General features: G+C 54.1%; 20 protein-coding genes. 14 read left to right on the top strand and 6 right to left on the bottom strand.

From position 1 onward, the window contains the following. The first annotated feature begins 29 nt into the window (after positions 1–29). From sigX to GYMC52_RS11310, 3 genes are all read left to right on the top strand, one after another. A complete protein-coding gene (gene sigX / locus GYMC52_RS11320; protein ID WP_012820728.1) occupies positions 30–575 on the top strand; it encodes an RNA polymerase sigma factor SigX in 546 nt (181 codons plus the stop codon). Beyond that, positions 553–1,647, top strand: coding sequence for a GerMN domain-containing protein (locus GYMC52_RS11315; RefSeq protein ID WP_012820729.1), 1,095 nt, complete (start codon positions 553–555; stop codon positions 1,645–1,647). Before sigX ends, GYMC52_RS11315 begins: the two co-directional genes overlap by 23 nt. A gap of 285 nt (positions 1,648–1,932) precedes the next feature. Continuing rightward, positions 1,933–2,745, top strand: coding sequence for a histidinol-phosphatase (locus GYMC52_RS11310; protein ID WP_012820731.1), 813 nt, complete (start codon positions 1,933–1,935; stop codon positions 2,743–2,745). A 261-nt stretch (positions 2,746–3,006) separates the two neighbouring features. On the opposite strand, the gene serA is transcribed toward GYMC52_RS11310, so the two are convergent. The 3 genes from serA to GYMC52_RS11295 all read right to left on the bottom strand — a co-directional run bounded on the left by serA (position 3,007) and on the right by GYMC52_RS11295 (position 5,719). After that, complete coding sequence (gene serA, locus GYMC52_RS11305) at positions 3,007–4,581, bottom strand: phosphoglycerate dehydrogenase (RefSeq protein ID WP_012820732.1); 1,575 nt, start codon at positions 4,579–4,581, stop codon at positions 3,007–3,009. A gap of 221 nt (positions 4,582–4,802) precedes the next feature. Then, positions 4,803–5,306, bottom strand: a complete 504-nt coding sequence (locus tag GYMC52_RS11300; protein ID WP_011231730.1) for an inorganic diphosphatase — start codon at positions 5,304–5,306, stop codon at positions 4,803–4,805. A 164-nt stretch (positions 5,307–5,470) separates the two neighbouring features. Further along, positions 5,471–5,719, bottom strand: coding sequence for a ferredoxin (locus tag GYMC52_RS11295; protein ID WP_011231729.1), 249 nt, complete (start codon positions 5,717–5,719; stop codon positions 5,471–5,473). Positions 5,720–5,973: 254 nt separating this feature from the next. On the opposite strand from GYMC52_RS11295, the gene GYMC52_RS11290 reads away from it, so the two are divergent. From GYMC52_RS11290 to GYMC52_RS11270, 5 genes are all read left to right on the top strand, one after another. Next, positions 5,974–7,020 carry a helix-turn-helix domain-containing protein gene (locus GYMC52_RS11290; protein WP_012820733.1) on the top strand — a complete coding sequence of 349 codons (1,047 nt, stop codon included), beginning with the start codon at positions 5,974–5,976 and terminating at the stop codon, positions 7,018–7,020. Then, positions 7,008–8,519 (top strand): RecQ family ATP-dependent DNA helicase, encoded by a 1,512-nt coding sequence (locus tag GYMC52_RS11285; RefSeq protein ID WP_012820734.1) that lies wholly within the window; start codon positions 7,008–7,010, stop codon positions 8,517–8,519. Before GYMC52_RS11290 ends, GYMC52_RS11285 begins: the two co-directional genes overlap by 13 nt. Beyond that, a complete protein-coding gene (locus tag GYMC52_RS11280; protein WP_012820735.1) occupies positions 8,516–9,085 on the top strand; it encodes a CPBP family intramembrane glutamic endopeptidase in 570 nt (189 codons plus the stop codon). The genes GYMC52_RS11285 and GYMC52_RS11280 overlap by 4 nt, the downstream gene beginning before the upstream one ends. Before the next feature lie 4 nt (positions 9,086–9,089). Then, positions 9,090–9,632 (top strand): LysM peptidoglycan-binding domain-containing protein, encoded by a 543-nt coding sequence (locus GYMC52_RS11275; protein ID WP_012820736.1) that lies wholly within the window; start codon positions 9,090–9,092, stop codon positions 9,630–9,632. 109 nt (positions 9,633–9,741) lie between these two features. Beyond that, positions 9,742–10,188, top strand: a complete 447-nt coding sequence (locus tag GYMC52_RS11270; RefSeq protein WP_012820737.1) for a YpbF family protein — start codon at positions 9,742–9,744, stop codon at positions 10,186–10,188. Between the two features lie 27 nt (positions 10,189–10,215). Here the strand turns inward: GYMC52_RS11270 and GYMC52_RS11265 are convergent, their stop codons facing one another. The 3 genes from GYMC52_RS11265 to GYMC52_RS11255 are packed head-to-tail and all read right to left on the bottom strand — an operon-like array spanning position 10,216 to position 11,308. Beyond that, entirely contained in the window at positions 10,216–10,785 is a 570-nt protein-coding gene (locus GYMC52_RS11265; protein WP_012820738.1) for a manganese catalase family protein, read from the bottom strand. Positions 10,786–10,820: 35 nt separating this feature from the next. Further along, positions 10,821–11,081 carry a spore coat protein CotJB gene (locus tag GYMC52_RS11260; RefSeq protein ID WP_012820739.1) on the bottom strand — a complete coding sequence of 87 codons (261 nt, stop codon included), beginning with the start codon at positions 11,079–11,081 and terminating at the stop codon, positions 10,821–10,823. Then, a complete protein-coding gene (locus GYMC52_RS11255; protein WP_012820740.1) occupies positions 11,078–11,308 on the bottom strand; it encodes a spore coat associated protein CotJA in 231 nt (76 codons plus the stop codon). Before GYMC52_RS11255 ends, GYMC52_RS11260 begins: the two co-directional genes overlap by 4 nt. A gap of 106 nt (positions 11,309–11,414) precedes the next feature. On the opposite strand from GYMC52_RS11255, the gene GYMC52_RS11250 reads away from it, so the two are divergent. The 6 genes from GYMC52_RS11250 (at position 11,415) to prsW (ending at position 17,024) form a co-directional block, all read left to right on the top strand. Next, positions 11,415–11,807, top strand: a complete 393-nt coding sequence (locus tag GYMC52_RS11250; RefSeq protein WP_012820741.1) for a hypothetical protein — start codon at positions 11,415–11,417, stop codon at positions 11,805–11,807. 157 nt (positions 11,808–11,964) lie between these two features. Continuing rightward, on the top strand, positions 11,965–12,555 hold the full coding sequence (locus GYMC52_RS11245) for a genetic competence negative regulator (RefSeq protein WP_011231720.1): 591 nt from the start codon (positions 11,965–11,967) through the stop codon (positions 12,553–12,555). Positions 12,556–12,714: 159 nt separating this feature from the next. Further along, positions 12,715–13,986 (top strand): Glu/Leu/Phe/Val family dehydrogenase, encoded by a 1,272-nt coding sequence (locus GYMC52_RS11240; RefSeq protein ID WP_011231719.1) that lies wholly within the window; start codon positions 12,715–12,717, stop codon positions 13,984–13,986. A gap of 89 nt (positions 13,987–14,075) precedes the next feature. Next, complete coding sequence (locus GYMC52_RS11235) at positions 14,076–15,068, top strand: YpdA family putative bacillithiol disulfide reductase (protein ID WP_012820742.1); 993 nt, start codon at positions 14,076–14,078, stop codon at positions 15,066–15,068. Between the two features lie 218 nt (positions 15,069–15,286). After that, positions 15,287–16,258, top strand: a complete 972-nt coding sequence (locus tag GYMC52_RS11230; RefSeq protein ID WP_012820743.1) for an asparaginase — start codon at positions 15,287–15,289, stop codon at positions 16,256–16,258. An 88-nt stretch (positions 16,259–16,346) separates the two neighbouring features. Beyond that, a complete protein-coding gene (prsW, locus tag GYMC52_RS11225; RefSeq protein ID WP_012820744.1) occupies positions 16,347–17,024 on the top strand; it encodes a glutamic-type intramembrane protease PrsW in 678 nt (225 codons plus the stop codon). Positions 17,025–17,038: the final 14 nt, after the last annotated feature.

Genomic DNA, 17,038 nt, shown 5'->3' with positions numbered 1-17,038 from the left:
GCGGTCCATGGAAGAGGGGGAGAGAGGCGATGGACCCCGTCTTTGAGCAGTTGTATGAAAAATATCACGATGACTTGTTTAATTTTTTGTTTTACATGGTGCGGAATCGAGAGCAGGCCGAAGATTTGGTTCAGGAAGTGTACGTCAGAGTGCTGCGCTCATACAAACGGTTTAAAGGGCAGTGCAGCGAAAAAACGTGGCTGCTGTCCATTGCGCGCCATGTGGCCATTGATTTTTTCCGCAAGCAAAAACGCCGGCGCCAATGGGCTGGTTCGGCGGAATGGAGCGAGGAACAAATCGGCGCCGACGAGCCGATTCCTGAGGAAATGGCGATTCAAAACGAGGAGATTCAGCTTATGTACCGTGGTTTGGCGCGCTGCACGGTTGATCAACGGCTTGTGCTCGTCCTTCGATTCATCCAGTCGCTGTCGATCGCGGAAACGGCGGAAGCGCTCGGCTGGACGGAAAGCAAAGTGAAAACGACGCAGCACCGCGCACTAAAGGCGCTCAAGCAATATATGGAGGAAGAGGCAAAACAGGAGGGGTGGCGGTGTGAAAAAGCTCAATTGGAATGAGCGATGCATTGAACATGGGCTTGAACAGTTGCCCGTTATCAAAGACCGGCGCACGAAAGAAGAAGTGTATGTCCGGCTGGTGCGCGCTCAGCGGATGGCGCGCTGGAAGCGGCGTTGGCTCCCAGCGGTTGCATCGGCGGCCGTGCTTGCATCGGCGGTTTATGCCGGTCCGCATTTCATCGTTCCAACACGTTCGGACAAAAACGAGGCTTCCTCATCCCCTGTTCAGACGCTAGAGGCGGATGGCGCTTCCTCTCACCCAAAAGCGATGATGGCCGCCAGCGAACCGGCGAATGCAGTGGTGATTGCCTTGCCCGATGAGCGAATCGGCCAAGTGGTGCCAGTGGTTGTTCCCCTTCCTGGCCGTTTTGCCTCGGCAGAACGGCTGTCCGCGGCGCTCGGTGAGCTTGCCCGTTCCCCGTTGCGTGAGGCGTCCGCGTGGCTCGACGGTGTGAAGATGGCCCCGGCGGCAGGCGATGGGCGCGTATGGGTTGTTCGCGTTCCAGCGAGCCATCGCGTGTTTGCCGCCAGCCATGAGGAACAACGCCTCTTTTTCGACGCGGTCATGGAAACAGTGCGGCAGATGGGCGGGCGAAGCATCCGTTTTTTCACTGGGGAGGAAGAAGGGCTCGATTTGCCAGTGTTGGGTCGTCTAAAAACGACAAAAATCAACCAGCAGAAGCGAATGTATTATCAAAACCGCTCCTCCTCCTTCGGCTATACGGTGCTCATCCCGGCGCCAGGCAGCGCCCGCTCGTTTCCTGAGGCGCTCAAGCAGATGAAAAAATCGACGATCCACGGGCTTGAGCCGGCCATTCCACCAGGGGTGGAAGTTGATTCGGTCGATGTCGATGCGCGCCATGCTACGGTCCGGCTTCATTTGTCCGCTCGGCCAAGCGCGGAAGAAGCGGCGAGCATGGCGGAGGCCGTGCTGCTGACGGCGAAAGAGTTTGGGCTGCTTGACGTCACATTCGAGTCGAGCGGGTTATCGACTCTTGGCCCGTATCCGCTTGGGAAGCCGATCAACGTGCCGGTCGGACCGAACGCCGCGTTGCTGGCAACCGGCCCGTAGCCGCCAGCGTGAGCTCTTAGCGGTTTTTTTTGTTAATGTCGACGCGAGGCCGTTCTATCGGCGTTCGTTTTGGCATAAGACATATATGGTGCGACATAGGCAAGGAGGGATGGAAATGGGCGATGTGATGAGACGCCTCTTGGCGGTGGCTGGCGTGGCGGTATGCGTCGGACTGTTGTTTCTTGTCGGCGCCAACGGATGATTGGATGAATATTCGCAAAACGGTTGTCCTTTCTTGCGGTAATGCGTTATAATGAGAAAAACAGCAGGAGAGGAGAAACGCCGATGTTGACCGATTATCATAACCATTTGGAACGAGGGACGTTGACGCTTGATTATTTGCGCCAGTTCACGGATGCAGCGGTCAAAAAAGGCATCCAGCATTTCGGCATTTCCGAGCACGCGTACCATTTTTACCAAACGAGAAACATTTTGTCCAATCCGTGGGTCGACGCGCGCCGCTGCTACGATATGGACGATTATGTCCGGCTGTTCCACGAAGCGTGGGATGCGGGCCTCGATGTGAAAATGTCGATCGAAATGGATTATACGCCGGGCAAACACGAGGAAATGGCCGCCTTTATCCGCTCATACGAGTTTGACTATGTCATCGGTTCGATCCATTGGGTCGACGATTTCGGCATCGACTTAGCCGAATATCGCCACGAGTGGGAACGGCGCGATTTGTACGATACATACCGCAAATATTTCGATCAAGTCGTGACGCTCGCCGAGTCGAATTTGTTTGACATTATCGGCCACCTCGATTTGGTGAAAATTTTTCAATACGTCCCGGAAGATGAGGAATTTTTGCTTGAACAATACGACCGGGCGACAACAGCGCTCGCCAATTCGAAAACGTGCGTCGAAATCAGCACCGCCGGGCTGCGCAAGCCGGTCGGCGAACTGTATCCGGATCCGCGCCTATTGAAAATGTGCTATGACAAAGGCATTCCGATTGTGTTGTCGTCCGACGCGCACGTGCCTGAGCATGTCGGCGCCGACTTTGACAAGGCGGTGGAACTCGCCCGCAGTGTCGGCTACACCGAGCTGATGACGTTCTCGAAAGGCGAGCGGAAGGCGGTGCCGCTCGGCTGAACGGAACTGACAAAACACGAGGGTGTCCCAAAAGGATCGGGACACCCTTTCTTAGTATGTAGGCGTAAAACAATCATTAAGAAACGATGCATTGTGTTTGGTTTAAGGAAAAACAACCTTTTGGGTCATGATCATCGCCTTTTCGCAAGAGGGAACTATACGATGCGAATGGCTGCTGTGGGGCTTGCTCGAACGAAAAACGCAGGCTCCTTTCTGGGAAGGCCTGCGTTTTTTGTATGATCTGCCCGCAGAAGCGGGTGGTTACGCTTCGAGCCGCTTCACCGTTTCGATGTCATCAATTTGCGCCAACGCCTGCAATACCTCATCATCGACCGGTTTGTCAAGCGATAAGATCATCATCGCCTTGCCCCCCGCTTCTTGGCGGCCGACTTGCATGGTGGCGATGTTGACATCGTGCGCCCCAAGCACGTTCCCGACTTTGCCGATCATCCCCGGCCGGTCTTGGTGCTGGATATACAGGAGATGGCCTTCCGGGGCAAAGTCGATGGCGACGCCGTCAAAATGGACGATGCGGTCGCCGTAGTTCGGCACGTGCGTTCCTTTGATCGTGAACGTTTTGTTTTCGCCATGGACGGTGAGCGAAATGCAGTTCGCATAGCCGTGCGTTTCATCGGAAAATTTTTCACCGTATGTGATGCCGCGCTCTTTGGCGACCATGGCGGCGTTCACCTCGTTGACGGTTGAGGCGACGCGCGGCCGCAGGAAGCCGGCGAGCAGGCTGCGGGTGATGTACGTCGTCTCCAGATCAGCGACCGTGCCGGCGTAGGTGACCGACAGCTCTTGCACCGGGATGTTCATAAACTGCGATGCAATCAAGCCGAGCTTCCGGCCTAAATGATAGAATGCTTGAATTTTTTCATAGACGTCTTTCGACAACGCCGGCAAGTTGATCGATGAGGTGACTGGCCGCCCTTCAAAAAAGTGGAGCAGCTCTTCCGCGACTTGGGTGGCGACGTTCAGCTGCGCTTCGACGGTCGACGCCCCTAAATGCGGCGTGACGATCACATTGTCAAACGCTAAAAGCGGATGATCCCCTGGCGGCTCTTGTTCAAAGACGTCGAGGGCGACGCCGGCGACATGCCCGCTTTCCAAGAACGGGATGAGCGCCTGTTCGTCGATGATGCCGCCGCGGGCGCAGTTGATCAAATAGACGCCCTTTTTCGTTTTCGCCAAGTTTTCCGTGCCAAGCAACCCGCGCGTTTCTTTCGTGAGCGGCGTATGAACGGTGATGATGTCAGCCACGGCCAGCACTTCGTCAAGCGAGTGAATCGAGACGCCGAGTTTTTCGGCGCGTTCTTTCGTTAAAAATGGGTCGTACACGTGCACGCTCATGCCAAAGGCGCGCGCCCGTTTGGCGACTTCCGAACCGATGCGGCCGAAGCCGATGATGCCCAATTTTTTGCCAAACAGCTCGTTGCCGACAAACGCCGAGCGGTTCCACTCCCTCGATTTGACGGAAATGTGCGCCTGCGGGATGCGTCGGACGAGGGCGGCCATCATGGCAAAGGTATGCTCAGCGGCCGAAATCGTATTGCCGTTTGGCGCGTTAATGACGACGATGCCGCGTTTCGTCGCTGCATCGACATCAATGTTGTCGACGCCCACCCCGGCGCGGCCGATAATTTTTAAGTTCGGCATTTTTTCCAATAGTTCTTCCGTCACTTTGGTGGCGCTGCGCACGAGCAAAGCGTCAAAGGTGTGCAATTCCTCTTCCGCTTCGGTTGTTTTCTTTTGCACGATGTCGATCTGCGCCGATGCGCAGAGCGGCGCCAAACCTTCTTCACTGATGGCGTCGGAAACGAGTACGCGAAACACAGTGGGTGCCCCTTTCTGTTTCAAGGATGTTAAATTTCTGATAATTTAACATGCGAAAGCGGTTTCTGTCAATGGGGGAAAAAGAAGTCATACCAATGAAAACGTTTTTTTGAGCAGGAATGTTCGGGGTTTGAAAAAGAAAAGCGCCCATATCAAACGACATGGGCAAAATTGTTCGGAAATAGAAAAACGGCGTCTAGTGAAATGAGATGTTGGACGGATTACTTGTTTTTCTGTTCGTTGTAGCGGGCGATGCATTCGTCGATCAATTTGGCGGCTGCTTCCGGCCCCTCCCATGTGCCGATTTCCGTCCGTTTCCCTTGCAAGTCTTTGTAGCGTTCAAAGAAGTGGGCGATTTCTTTCAGTTTGTGCTGCGGGAGGTCTTCAATCGATCTCACTTCGTCAAAGCGCGGATCTTCGACCGGAACGCCGATCAATTTCGCATCTTCTTCGCCGCTGTCGACCATGTTCAAATAGCCGATGACGCGCGTGTCGATGACGCAGCCCGGGAACGTCGGGTTTGTCGTGATGACCAAAATGTCGAGCGGGTCGCCATCCAGCGCCAACGTATTTTGCAAGTAGCCGTATTCAGCCGGATAAAACATCGGTGAATATAAGACGCGGTCGAGCTTGAAAATGCCCCGTTCTTTGTCGAATTCGTATTTGTTTTGGCTTCCGGTTGGAATTTCGATAAACGCTTCGACAATTTTATTTTCGAATGCCATAACCCGTTCCTCCTTTGTTGGTTATGTATACATGAAAACTTGTCCACCCAGCAGGCGCGGCGGACAAGCCAATTTTATTGTAGCACGTTCGTTCAAGATGCGCCACTTGTGATTTCACGCTTGCATCAAAAAACCCTCTTGCCGACAAGGCAAGAGGGGGAATGTCAGTCGAATTTATTCGGATCGCCGTCAAACGGCTCGTCAGCAACTTTGATCGATTCAGTCGGACAGCCTTCGAAGGCGTCCATCATATCGTCAATCAAAATCTCCGGCACTTCGACGATGCCTTGGTTGTCATCAAGGGTGACGTAGGCAATGCCGTCCTCGTCGTAGTCGTAAATGTCGGGAGCGGCGGCGCCGCAAGCTCCGCAGGCGATGCAAGTCTCTTTATCAACAATCGTATACTTTGGCATAAAAATCGAACCTCCCCAAGTTTATTGGAAACGGACGGGCCATCTCCGTGTTGCCTGCTCGGAAATGAACTTTTCACTTTTAATAATAAGACCGTACGGCCGGCTTTTCAACAAAAAAATCGCTCTCTTGTATTTTTACACATATGCATCTTATTTAGTTTTGTTATCATATGGCGGAACGGTCAACCGATCGATTTTTTCTGCCGACCGGTTGGGCGATTTTTGCTACAATAGAGGCGAGGGAGGAACGCAGGATGCGGCATGGCTATGCCTCATTTTTGCTCGCCCATTGCTTGCGCCGCTTCAACGGCGAACGGACGCTGGCGGCGGTGTATCATTTATTTTCGGGAAAAAAATCGGCGCAGACGCTCCAAGACAGCAAATGGTTTCAGCTTGAGCCGCTGTTTGGCACATGGAAGAATGTGACGATGGCGGCGCTCGAGGAGGCGGCAATGGCGCTTGTCGAACAGCGACTCGCTTTATCCGCGAAACAGCGGACATACACGTTGACCGCGGCAGGGGAAGAATGGCTTGCCGAGCAAGCGGCGCTTTTCCCCCGCCATCTGAACGGCTGGCGCTATCATGAGGCGGAACCGCTGTTTTGGCAGCGTCTTTCCTTGATCGGGCAGACATTGTCAAACCTCGTCTATGGGCGGCGTTTTGCACCGATTTGCCGCGACGAGCGGACGCTTCAATGGGTGAAGCAATATTTGCTTGCAAAAGGATCGCGCCAGATGTTGGCCGAGACGCTGTATCAAGAGCTCATCCGGCTGCTTGAAGCGGTTTCGGAAGAGGCGGCGGTGATCTTTACGCTGCGTTTGACGAGCGCGGTCCGCATCGGCTGGACGATGGAGCAAATCGCGGCCCATTTGCAAAAGGACGCGCTCTACGTGCAGTTTCAATTCCGCAATGTGCTTCATTACATCATGGCGGAAGCTGAGGCTGGACGCGCTCCGATGATGGCCGAATTGATGAGCGGACTGGCGCCGGCGGTGCTGACACAATCGGCGCAAAAAACGTACGAATGGCTGCGGAAAGGAAAAACGATAGAAGATATTTCCAAGCTTCGCCGCTTGAAGCGAAGCACGATTGAGGATCACGTTGTCGAAATCGCTGCCAATGTGTCCGGTTTTTCGATCGCTCCGTTTGTCGACGATGAAAAGGAGGCGGCCATTCGAGCGGCGGCGCAGGCGCTTAGGACGAGGAAATTGAAAGAGATTCGCGAGGCGCTTGACGGCAAAGTCAGCTATTTTGAAATTCGGCTCGTGTTGGCAAAGGAAGTGGGACGTTGGACGAGTTGACGAAAACGCTGCGCATGAAGTTCGGACATGCTTCATTCCGCCCGGGTCAGCGGGAAGTGGCGGAAGATGTGCTTGCAGGGCGCGACGTGCTGGCGATGCTGCCGACCGGAAGCGGCAAGTCGCTTTGCTATCAGCTGCCAGCGTATTTGCTTCAAGGCAGTGTGCTGATCGTTTCGCCGCTTGTGTCGCTCATGGAGGACCAAGTCGAGCAGTTGCGCCGGCGCGGGGAAAAGCGAGTGATTGCTTTTCACAGCCTGCTTGATGCCGAAGAAAAATGGCAGGCGCTCGCTTCGCTTGCGGAGTTTCGCTTTATTTACGCGTCGCCGGAGATGCTGCAGTCGGCAAAATTTTTAACGGCGCTTCGGCGCGTATGCATTTCGCTTTTTGTCGTCGATGAAGCGCACTGCATTTCTCAATGGGGATATGACTTTCGCCCGGACTTTTTAAAGCTTGGGGAGATCCGGCGCGCGCTCGGGGCCCCGCCGTGTTTGGCGTTGACGGCGACGGCGCCGCCCGAGGTGCAGGAGGATATTATTCGCACGCTCGGGATGGATGGCGCCCGCCGCCATATTCATTCCGTCGATCGTCCGAACATCGCCTTGTGCGTGGAGCATTGTTCATCAACGGAGGACAAAGCGGCGCGCTTGGCCGATTATGCCAAGCGTCTCGAAGGCCCGGGAATCATTTATTTTTCGAGCCGTCAATGGGCGGAAGAGATGGCGCGCCGGCTCGAACAGTGCGGCGCGGGGCGGGTCGCCTATTACCATGCCGGCATGGACGGGGAGCAACGGTTGCTCGTGCAGCAGCAATTTGTCTACGGTCAGCTTGACATCGTATGTTGTACAAGCGCATTCGGCATGGGCGTGAACAAAGAAAACGTCCGATTTGTGCTTCATTTTCATATGCCGGCCCAGCTTGAGGCGTATGTGCAGGAAATCGGGCGCGCGGGGCGTGACGGAGCCCCAAGCCTTGCTGTGTTATTTTATGCGGACGGCGATCGGACCATGGCCCAGGCGGTGGCGGAGGCCGAGCTGTTAAGTCCGCGCGAGCTGCGTGAGTGGTGTCGGCGGCTGCCGGAAGGAGCCGGATGGGAAGCGGCGATGGCGACGCTCGAGGCTGCCGGATTCACCGACGTACAAAAGCGGCTGTTGGCGTATTTTTTAGAACGGGAACAACGGGCGATGCCTGGTTGGCTGACAGCGGAGGCGAAAGAGCGGCTGTACGGCAGGATGGCAGCCGCCATCGAGGCGCGGCGGCGCTGGAAGCGGAAAAAACTGCAGGAAATGGATGAATGGGTGCACTTGTCTTCGTGCCGGCGTCAAGCGCTTGTCCGCGCGTTTGGCGAGGAGCTGACGGATCAGCGGAATGTCTGCTGCGATCGCTGCGGGCTGCGGCTTGATGTCTATATGCGCGCTGCCCGCCATCCGGCTGCGGCGCCGATCGGCCACTGGCGCGAAGAGCTATGGCGGATGTTTTTCAGCGGAGGGGCGGCAAGATGAGGCGGCAAAGTGAACAAATTCAACATATGACGGACCGCGAAGTGCTTTTTCATCTTTATGTAACGCAAGGGTTGCTGCTTCTTGCCGCCGGCGGCTGTTCGCTCTTTTTGTTCGATTGGGCGGAGTGGCGCCGGCTTTGGCGGTTCGATCTCACCGATGTGCTGCTATACGGAGCGGGCGGGGCGGCGCTCGTGCTGGCGGTCGATTTTTTGGCCATGCGCTATTTGCCGGATGATTGGCATGACGACGGCGGGGTGAACGAAAAAATATTCCGCGGCCGCTCGATTCCGCATCTCTTTTTTTTATGTGCGCTCATCGCTGTGACGGAAGAATGGCTGTTTCGCGGCGTTGTGCAGACGCATTGGGGGCTTGGGGCGGCAAGCGTCGTGTTTGCCTTGTTGCATGTTCGATATTTGGAAAAATGGTTTTTGTTTCTCATGGTGATGCTTGTCAGTTTGTTTCTCGGCATGTTGTATGAGCAAACCGGAAGCTTATGGGTGACCATCACCGCGCACTTTTTGATCGATTTCGTGCTTGCGTTGCATATTCGGTCGGGAGAGGAGTGAAGCCATGGGAAGGACAGAGGAGAGCCGGACGCGGCGGAGCCTGAGGTTGGACGAGAGCGCACCGTCATCGCGCATCAAACGGCGGCGAAAAAAAGAAGAGCAAAAACGGAAATACGTTCCGTCTCGTCTGCTTCTGTTCTTGTTTTTGATCTTGCCGGCGGCTGTGTTGGCGATCCATCATGTCCAATCGAAGTCGGGCTCTGTGACGGTCGTCCGTCATGAAGAAAGAGGGGGCGAGACGGTGCGCATTATTCGAGACGACGAAGTCAAGGGGACAGAACAGGCGGCCAAACCGAAGCAGAAGGGCGCCGCCGACCGAGGAAGCGTCGGCGGTTGGGAAAAGACTGAACAATGGGGAAAGACTGATGATGAACAAGGAAAAATCATCACCCATGTCGTCGCAGCCAATGAGACGCTCTACAGCATCGCCATGAAATATTACGGCACGCCTGATGCGATCGATCTCATTAAAAAGGAAAACGGCCTATCGACCGGCCGCCTTCAGCCGGGGCAAACGCTGCGCATCCCGCTTCGTGGCGAACAGTAAGCGGGACGCTTTTTTGAACCAATATTGTCCGTTGCCCTCAGCTTTTTGTTCTAACGCCACCGTCTGCGGCATATGATGGACAATAGAAACGGGACAAGGGGGAGAGGAGATGGTCCATTTCCCGGATGAGTTTCCCATCGATGAAGTGGCGAAAGAAATGCTGCTTGCGGTTATTGAAAAAAAGAAAAAATGGGAGCGGCTTGAAAAGCGGGTGCTGCTCTTGCAGGCGGCCGCGTTTTCCGGTTTGGCCGTTTTCCTTCTTTATCTTTTGGCCAAGGCGGCGGCTTTTGAAACATGGAGCGAGCGGGTCGCCTGGTTTTTCGCCGCGCCGGCCCATGTGTTGATTCTGCTTCTTTTAAGCACCGTTTATTGGGCAGCCGTCTATTACAAAGGAAAAAGCGAAAAGGCGGAAGACGACTTTCAAGCCCTTCGCTGCGAAATCATCCAAAAAAGCATCGATTTATGGAAGGATGAGGAACAATGGAGTCGGCGCCATCGGCTCTTTGAATGGATGAAACGGGAATACGACATCAATCTTTATTATGAACAAAGCTGAGCGGGAGACAGTGCCCGGCTCATCGGACTAGAACACTTTTTTATGGCTGCGTTCCTCTTTTAAAATTTCCACCGCTTCCCGGAATCGTTGGGCATGGATGATTTCCCGCTCGCGCAAAAAGCGGAGCCCGTCGTTTAAATCCGGGTCATCGCTCATGTTGATGATCCATTGGTAAGTGGCGCGCGCTTTTTCTTCGGCGGCGATGTCTTCATACAAGTCGGTGATCGGGTCGCCTTTTGCTTGAATATACGTCGCCGTAAACGGGTTGCCGGCAGCGTTATGGTAAAAGAGGGCGCGCTCATGGTCGACGTAATGGGGCTCCAGCCCAGCTTCTTTCAGCTGCTCCGGCGTTGCGTCTTTCGTCAGTTTATACACCATCGTCGCGATCATTTCGAGATGGGCGAGCTCTTCGGTGCCGATGTCGTTCAGCAGCCCGATCACTTTCGGCGGCAGCGTATAACGCTGGTTTAAGTAACGGAGCGCAGCAGCCAGTTCTCCGTCTGCCCCGCCGTACTGTTCAATTAAATATTTCGCCAGCCGCGGGTTGCACGTGCTGACGCGGACTGGGTATTGCAATTTTTTCTCATAAATCCACATGATCCGTCCCCCCCCTTGCGTTCGTGATGAATCGGCTATACTTGCCAAGGCCACGGCGTGTCGTCCCAGTTCCATGGGTAATTGGAATAGCTATGGCCAAACTGCTCAAGCGGACCATAGGCGGCTTCAAACTGTTTTTTCAGCTGCTTTCGCTTTTGCGCGAGTTGGTTAAATTGTTGAATTGCCTGGTAGTCGGTTGGATGGGTGTCCAAATAGAGCGTCAGTTCAACGAGGGCAAAGTCGACCGCTTGCAGCTCCTCAAGCTGCTCGTAATACTCTTTCGGCATTTGTTTCATGAGCCATCACCTTTTGTCTTCGTTTCGTAAGGGCTGTAATATGGATCGTAAAACACTTGCCAAAGCGTTCCTTTCATTAGCGCTTCGCGAAGCGGAAATTGCGGCAAGTTTGGCGGCTGGAAGCCGACGTATAAGTTCGGCGCCGTGACGTACGTTTTGACGCGGATCGGCGGGCACGGGTCAAACGGGCTGATGTATGGTTCATATTGTTTGCGCGTCGTAAACATAAAACCCCTCCTTTTTGGCAAAGTTCAGTCTATATGTATGATAGAGCGGTATCGTTCATGCCTGTTTGCCATGACGAATTATAGGAATAAAACTAAGGAGGAAAAAATGGGCCGCCTATCGATGACAGCCATGGCTGCTGTTTTGTACACTTACTTGTTTTTTCGCTGGCTGCCGCCCCTTGAGCCATTTTCCCCAACCTTGTTTTTGACGCAGCTGTTGTTTTCCCCGTTTCGAACATGGCTTGCTTTTGCCTGTTTTTTGCTCGGCGTCGCTGCCAACGGGGCGCTTCTTAGCATCGCTGTAACCGGGACGGTGCGTTTGTTGTCCGGCCGGCGGCTCCGCTTAGGCCAATGGTTGCTCAGCTTGGCGGCGCTCGGCCATTTTTATTGGGCGTTTCAGTTCCATTGGCGGCTGGCGGCGCTTTTTTTCGTTTTTTCCTTTTTTTATGGTATGATGACGTTGAGAGGCCGCCAGACGATGCCGCATCGCTGGCCATGACAGGAGGAAGTATGCTGATCGGGGAGCAACCGAGAAAAAATGCTTGTCTAAAACGGGGAAAACGATGTAAACTCATTAATAACAACAAACGAACCAATTGCCGCTTGCGTCATACAATAACGGTAAGAGATGGCTCTGTAGGTAAGGAGGGGTGCCGATGCGTCTTGAGCGCTTGACCCACAACAAAATCAAAATTTTCCTGACGTTTGACGATTTGCTGGACCGCGGGTTGACGAAAGACGATTTATGGAAAGATACGTTTAAAGTCCATCAGCTGTTCCGCGATATGATCGAGGAAGCAAGCGAAGAGCTCGGTTTTGAAGTGAACGGATCGATCGCGGTCGAAGTGTACTCTTTACCGGCGCAGGGCATGGTCGTTATCGTTACGAACGAAGGCGACTACGACGACATGGAAGAAGAATTCGCCGACGATTATATCGAAATGCAAGTAACGCTCGATGAGAGCGATGACATATTTTACGAATTCCAAACGTTTGAAGATGTCATCCAGCTCGCTCATCGCCTGCATGCGGTCGGCTGCCTCGACGGCACGCTTTATTCCTATCAAGGCCGCTTTTACTTGCATGTTCCCGAAGAGCCCCCAATTCCGCTCGACAACTTTGTCGCCTTGCTGGCCGAGTTTGGCAACCCGGCTACGATAACGATACATCGTGTGCAAGAATATGGGAAGCGGCTGATTGAGCGCCGCGCGATCGAACAGCTCGTTCGTTATTTCCGCGCCAACTAAGGCATAGAAAGACTCCTTGAAATGGACAAGGAGTCTATTTTTTTGCGCCAACTGTTCGACGCCGCTTCGCCATTTTTCCTTTGCATCCGGCCACAGAAGGTGTATACTATGACATGAAAGGCGACAAATTATTATAGCGAGCTTATAGGAGGTTTACGTATGGCAGCCGATAAGCATACGGAAGAGAAAGAACAACAATACGACGTGCTGGCGTCGACACAAATTGTTATACATAGAGCGTTGGAAAAGCTCGGCTACCCGGAAGAAGTGTATGAGCTGTTAAAAGAGCCGATCCGCGTGTTGACAGTCCGCATTCCGGTGCGCATGGACGACGGGTCGGTGAAAATTTTTACCGGCTACCGCGCGCAGCATAACGATGCGGTCGGTCCGACGAAAGGCGGCGTGCGTTTCCATCCTGATGTGACAGAACGAGAAGTGAAAGCGCTGTCGATTTGGATGAGCTTAAAGTGCGGCATCGTTGACTTGCCATACGGCGGCGGCAAAGGCGGCATCGTCTGCGACCCGCGCACGATGTCGTTCCGCGAGCTCGAGCGGCTAAGCCGCGGTTATGTGCGCGCCATCAGCCAAATCGTCGGACCGACAAAAGACATTCCGGCGCCGGATGTGTTTACGAACTCGCAAATTATGGCGTGGATGATGGATGAGTACAGCCGAATCCGCGAGTTCGATTCGCCAGGATTTATCACCGGGAAGCCGCTTGTCCTCGGCGGTTCGCACGGCCGGGAAACGGCGACGGCCAAAGGAGTGACCATTTGCATCCGCGAGGCGGCGAAAAAACGCGGCTTGTCGCTCAAGGGGGCGCGCGTCGTCGTTCAAGGGTTCGGCAACGCCGGCAGCTATTTGGCCAAATTTATGCACGACGCCGGGGCGAAAGTCGTCGGCATTTCCGATGTGTACGGCGCGCTGTACGACCCGAACGGGCTCGACATCGACTATTTGCTTGAACGGCGCGACAGCTTTGGCACGGTGACGAAGCTGTTTAAAAATACGATTTCGAATCAAGAGCTGCTTGAGCTCGATTGCGATATTTTGGTGCCGGCGGCCATCGAAAACCAAATTACGGCCGAAAACGCTCCGCGCATTAAGGCGAGCATCGTCGTCGAGGCGGCGAACGGGCCGACGACGCTTGAGGCGACGGAAATTTTGACGCAGCGCGGCATTTTGCTCGTTCCGGACGTGCTTGCAAGCGCTGGGGGCGTGACTGTGTCGTACTTCGAATGGGTGCAAAACAACCAAGGTTACTATTGGACGGAAGAAGAAGTGGAACAGCGGCTTGAAAAAGTGATGGTCAAAGCGTTCAACAACGTGTATGAAATGGCGCAGACGCGCCGCGTCGACATGCGCCTTGCCGCCTACATGGTCGGCGTCCGCAAAATGGCGGAAGCGTGCCGGTTCCGCGGCTGGGTGTGAGGCGAGCAAGCGCCGATGTTTGCAAGCTTTGGTGAAATCCCCTATCATAAGATAGGGGATTTTTTGCTTCATGCGAGGTGGCAAAAACGATGAAAGAGGAGAAAATCATTATTGTCGGCGGCGGTCCGTGCGGGCTGGCGGCGGCGATTGCTTTGCAAGACGCCGGATTTTCGCCGCTGGTGATCGAGAAAGGAAACATCGTCCATTCGATTTACCGTTTTCCGACGCATCAGACGTTTTTCAGCACGAGCGACCGGCTCGAGATCGGCGGCGTGCCGTTTATCACGGAAAACCAGAAGCCGACGCGAAATCAAGCGCTCGCTTATTACCGGGAAGTCGTGGTTCGCAAGCAAGTGCGCGTCAATACGTTTGAAGAAGTGAAAGCCGTCAAGCCGCAGGAAGATGGAGCATTTCTTATTGAAACGACAAAAGGGACGTACCGCGCGCAGTACGTCGTCATCGCCACCGGCTATTACGACCATCCGAACTATATGAACGTGCCGGGGGAAGAGCTGCCGAAAGTGATGCATTACTTTAAAGAAGCGCATCCGTACTTCAACACCGACTGCGTTGTCATCGGCGGGAAAAACTCGAGCGTCGACGCGGCGATGGAGCTTGTGAAAGCTGGGGCGCGCGTGACAGTGCTGTATCGCGGCAACGAGTATTCGAAAAGCATTAAGCCGTGGATTTTGCCGGAGTTTGACTCTCTTGTGAAGAAAGGCGTCATCCGCATGGAGTTTCGCGCACATGTGAAAGCAATTACCGAAGATGCGGTCGTGTATGAAGTGGACGGGGAAACGAAAACAATCAAAAACGACTTTGTGTTTGCCATGACCGGCTACCGTCCGGATCATCGCTTCTTGATGAACATCGGGGTGCAGATCGACCCGGAAAGCGGCCGGCCGCATTATGATCCGGAGACGATGGAAACAAACGTGCCGGGGGTGTTTATCGCCGGGGTGATCGCCGCTGGCAACGATGCGAATGAAATTTTTATCGAAAACGGCCGCTTCCATGGAGACGCTATTGCCGCCTGCATCGCCAAGCGCGAACGGGAGGGGGCAGCCAAGCAGCTGCAGTAGCGCTTCTTGGCCAATACATCGACTGGGCATATGACGGCATGCCCTCCTCGAACAATGAACGCTTTGCGGGCAAATGACATTTGCCCGCCGGCGTTCTTGTTCGAGGGAAGAGGCAGAAAAGCTTGTGTTCAGCCATATCATTCTTTGTTTTTTAGTAAAATAATGGATAATCAACACTCGTGTAATGATGCTGAAGCGAGAAAGCGAGGGTGGCTTGCGTGACGAAACGGAAAGTGGTGCTCCTGACAACCGGCGGCACGATTGCGAGCAAGCGAAACGAACGTTCCGGCCGCCTGCGGGCTGGGGCGCTAAGCGGTGAAGAACTCGCGGCGATGTGCCATTTGCCGAAAGAAATTGAAATCATCGTGGAAAGCGTATTTCAATTGCCAAGCATGCATTTGACGTTTTCGCATTGGCTTGAGCTGAAAAAACGGATTGAGGCGCATTTCACCGATCCATCCGTTGATGGCATCGTCGTCACTCACGGAACCGATGCGCTCGAAGAAACGGCCTATTTCCTTGATTTGACGATCGATGACCCGCGGACGATCGTCGTCACCGGTTCGCAGCGGGCGCCGTCTGATTTGGGCAGCGATGTGTACATCAACATCCGCCATGCCATTTACGCCGCGTGCGCCGAGCCGTTGCGTGGGGCGGGGACGGTCGTTGTGTTCAATGAACGCATTTTTGCCGCGAAATACGTGAAAAAAGAACACGCCTCGAACATTCAAGGATTCAACGCTTTCGGCTTCGGCTATTTAGGCATCATTGACAACGATGAGGTGTACGTGTACCAAAAGCCGATCCGACGCGAATATTACAAGCTTGTGCGCCCGCTTCCGCCGGTGGACATTGTGAAATGCTACTTGGAGGCGGACGGCAAGTTCATTAAAGCGGCTCGAGAAAGCGGCGTCGCTGGCATTGTGCTCGAAGGGGTCGGCCGCGGGCAAGTGGCGCCAAAAATGGTCGATGAAATCGTCAAAGCCATCGAAGCGGGGATCAAAGTCGTTGTGACGACGAGCGCCGAGGAAGGGGCGGTGTATACAACGTACGATTACCCCGGCAGCGCCTACGATTTGCATAAGAAAGGGGTTATTCTTGGCAGCGACTACGATGCGAAAAAGGCGCGCATCAAGCTCGCTGTCGCTCTTGCGGCCGACGCCGCCGTTGATGGCTTGTTCGCTTATTAGGCAACAAGCGGCCCAGCAATTCCTCTTTTTTTCTCCCCTGTTTCGTGGTACGATGAAGTTAAAAATGCCAAAGAAACGGGGATCGAGGATGTTTTCGTTGATTTCCGCCGGCGTCGCCCCCGGGGTGGCGCTGCTTAGTTATTTTTATTTAAAGGACGAGTATGAGGCTGAGCCGCTTTCGTTTGTGTTGCGCATGTTTTTATTCGGCGTCTTGCTTGTGTTTCCGATCATGTTCATCCAATACGTGTTGGCGGCAGAAGGGATCGTCGCGTCGCCGGCCGCCGAGGCGTTTCTTTCCGCTGCGCTCCTTGAGGAGTTTGTCAAATGGTTTGTCGTTTATTTTTTTGTGTATGACCACGACGAATTTGACGAGCCGTATGACGGCATTGTGTACAGCGCCAGCGTCTCGCTTGGGTTCGCGACGCTGGAAAACATTTTGTACTTGTTGGCCAACGGAGTGGAGACGGCCATTGCCCGGGCGCTTTTGCCGGTGTCCAGTCATGCGCTCTTTTCCGTCATCATGGGGTTTTATTTCGGCAAGGCGAAGTTTGCCGTAAAAAAGCGCCGCTATTATTTATGGGCGTCGTTTTTGTTGCCGTTTTTCCTTCATGGCGTCTATGACTGGCTGTTGCTCGCCAAAGAGCGATGGGGCTATTACATGGGTTTGTTTATGCTCGCCTTATGGTGGGCGGCGTTGCGCAAAGTAAAACAAGCGAAAGGATACGCCCGCCCTCAAGCGGTGCCGCCTGTGAAAAGCCAAGCGTAAAAGCTTTGGCTTTT

The organism is Geobacillus sp. Y412MC52 (genome assembly GCF_000174795.2).
GTDB classification, from domain to species: domain Bacteria; phylum Bacillota; class Bacilli; order Bacillales; family Anoxybacillaceae; genus Geobacillus; species Geobacillus thermoleovorans.
Note: the sequence above shows the minus strand (reverse complement) of the source record. Positions and strands in the feature narration are given on the sequence as shown.

What these genes read in the sequence shown, in the direction of transcription:
- sigX (WP_012820728.1), top strand. Translation starts at nt 30, where the DNA reads ATGGACCCCGTCTTTGAGCAGTTGTATGAAAAATATCACGATGACTTG.
- GYMC52_RS11310 (WP_012820731.1), top strand. Translation starts at nt 1,933, where the DNA reads ATGTTGACCGATTATCATAACCATTTGGAACGAGGGACGTTGACGCTT.
- GYMC52_RS11300 (WP_011231730.1), bottom strand. Translation starts at nt 5,306, where the DNA reads ATGGCATTCGAAAATAAAATTGTCGAAGCGTTTATCGAAATTCCAACC.
- GYMC52_RS11295 (WP_011231729.1), bottom strand. Translation starts at nt 5,719, where the DNA reads ATGCCAAAGTATACGATTGTTGATAAAGAGACTTGCATCGCCTGCGGA.
- GYMC52_RS11290 (WP_012820733.1), top strand. Translation starts at nt 5,974, where the DNA reads ATGCGGCATGGCTATGCCTCATTTTTGCTCGCCCATTGCTTGCGCCGC.
- GYMC52_RS11280 (WP_012820735.1), top strand. Translation starts at nt 8,516, where the DNA reads ATGAGGCGGCAAAGTGAACAAATTCAACATATGACGGACCGCGAAGTG.
- GYMC52_RS11275 (WP_012820736.1), top strand. Translation starts at nt 9,090, where the DNA reads ATGGGAAGGACAGAGGAGAGCCGGACGCGGCGGAGCCTGAGGTTGGAC.
- GYMC52_RS11270 (WP_012820737.1), top strand. Translation starts at nt 9,742, where the DNA reads ATGGTCCATTTCCCGGATGAGTTTCCCATCGATGAAGTGGCGAAAGAA.
- GYMC52_RS11265 (WP_012820738.1), bottom strand. Translation starts at nt 10,785, where the DNA reads ATGTGGATTTATGAGAAAAAATTGCAATACCCAGTCCGCGTCAGCACG.
- GYMC52_RS11260 (WP_012820739.1), bottom strand. Translation starts at nt 11,081, where the DNA reads ATGAAACAAATGCCGAAAGAGTATTACGAGCAGCTTGAGGAGCTGCAA.
- GYMC52_RS11255 (WP_012820740.1), bottom strand. Translation starts at nt 11,308, where the DNA reads ATGTTTACGACGCGCAAACAATATGAACCATACATCAGCCCGTTTGAC.
- GYMC52_RS11250 (WP_012820741.1), top strand. Translation starts at nt 11,415, where the DNA reads ATGGGCCGCCTATCGATGACAGCCATGGCTGCTGTTTTGTACACTTAC.
- GYMC52_RS11245 (WP_011231720.1), top strand. Translation starts at nt 11,965, where the DNA reads ATGCGTCTTGAGCGCTTGACCCACAACAAAATCAAAATTTTCCTGACG.
- GYMC52_RS11240 (WP_011231719.1), top strand. Translation starts at nt 12,715, where the DNA reads ATGGCAGCCGATAAGCATACGGAAGAGAAAGAACAACAATACGACGTG.
- GYMC52_RS11235 (WP_012820742.1), top strand. Translation starts at nt 14,076, where the DNA reads ATGAAAGAGGAGAAAATCATTATTGTCGGCGGCGGTCCGTGCGGGCTG.
- prsW (WP_012820744.1), top strand. Translation starts at nt 16,347, where the DNA reads ATGTTTTCGTTGATTTCCGCCGGCGTCGCCCCCGGGGTGGCGCTGCTT.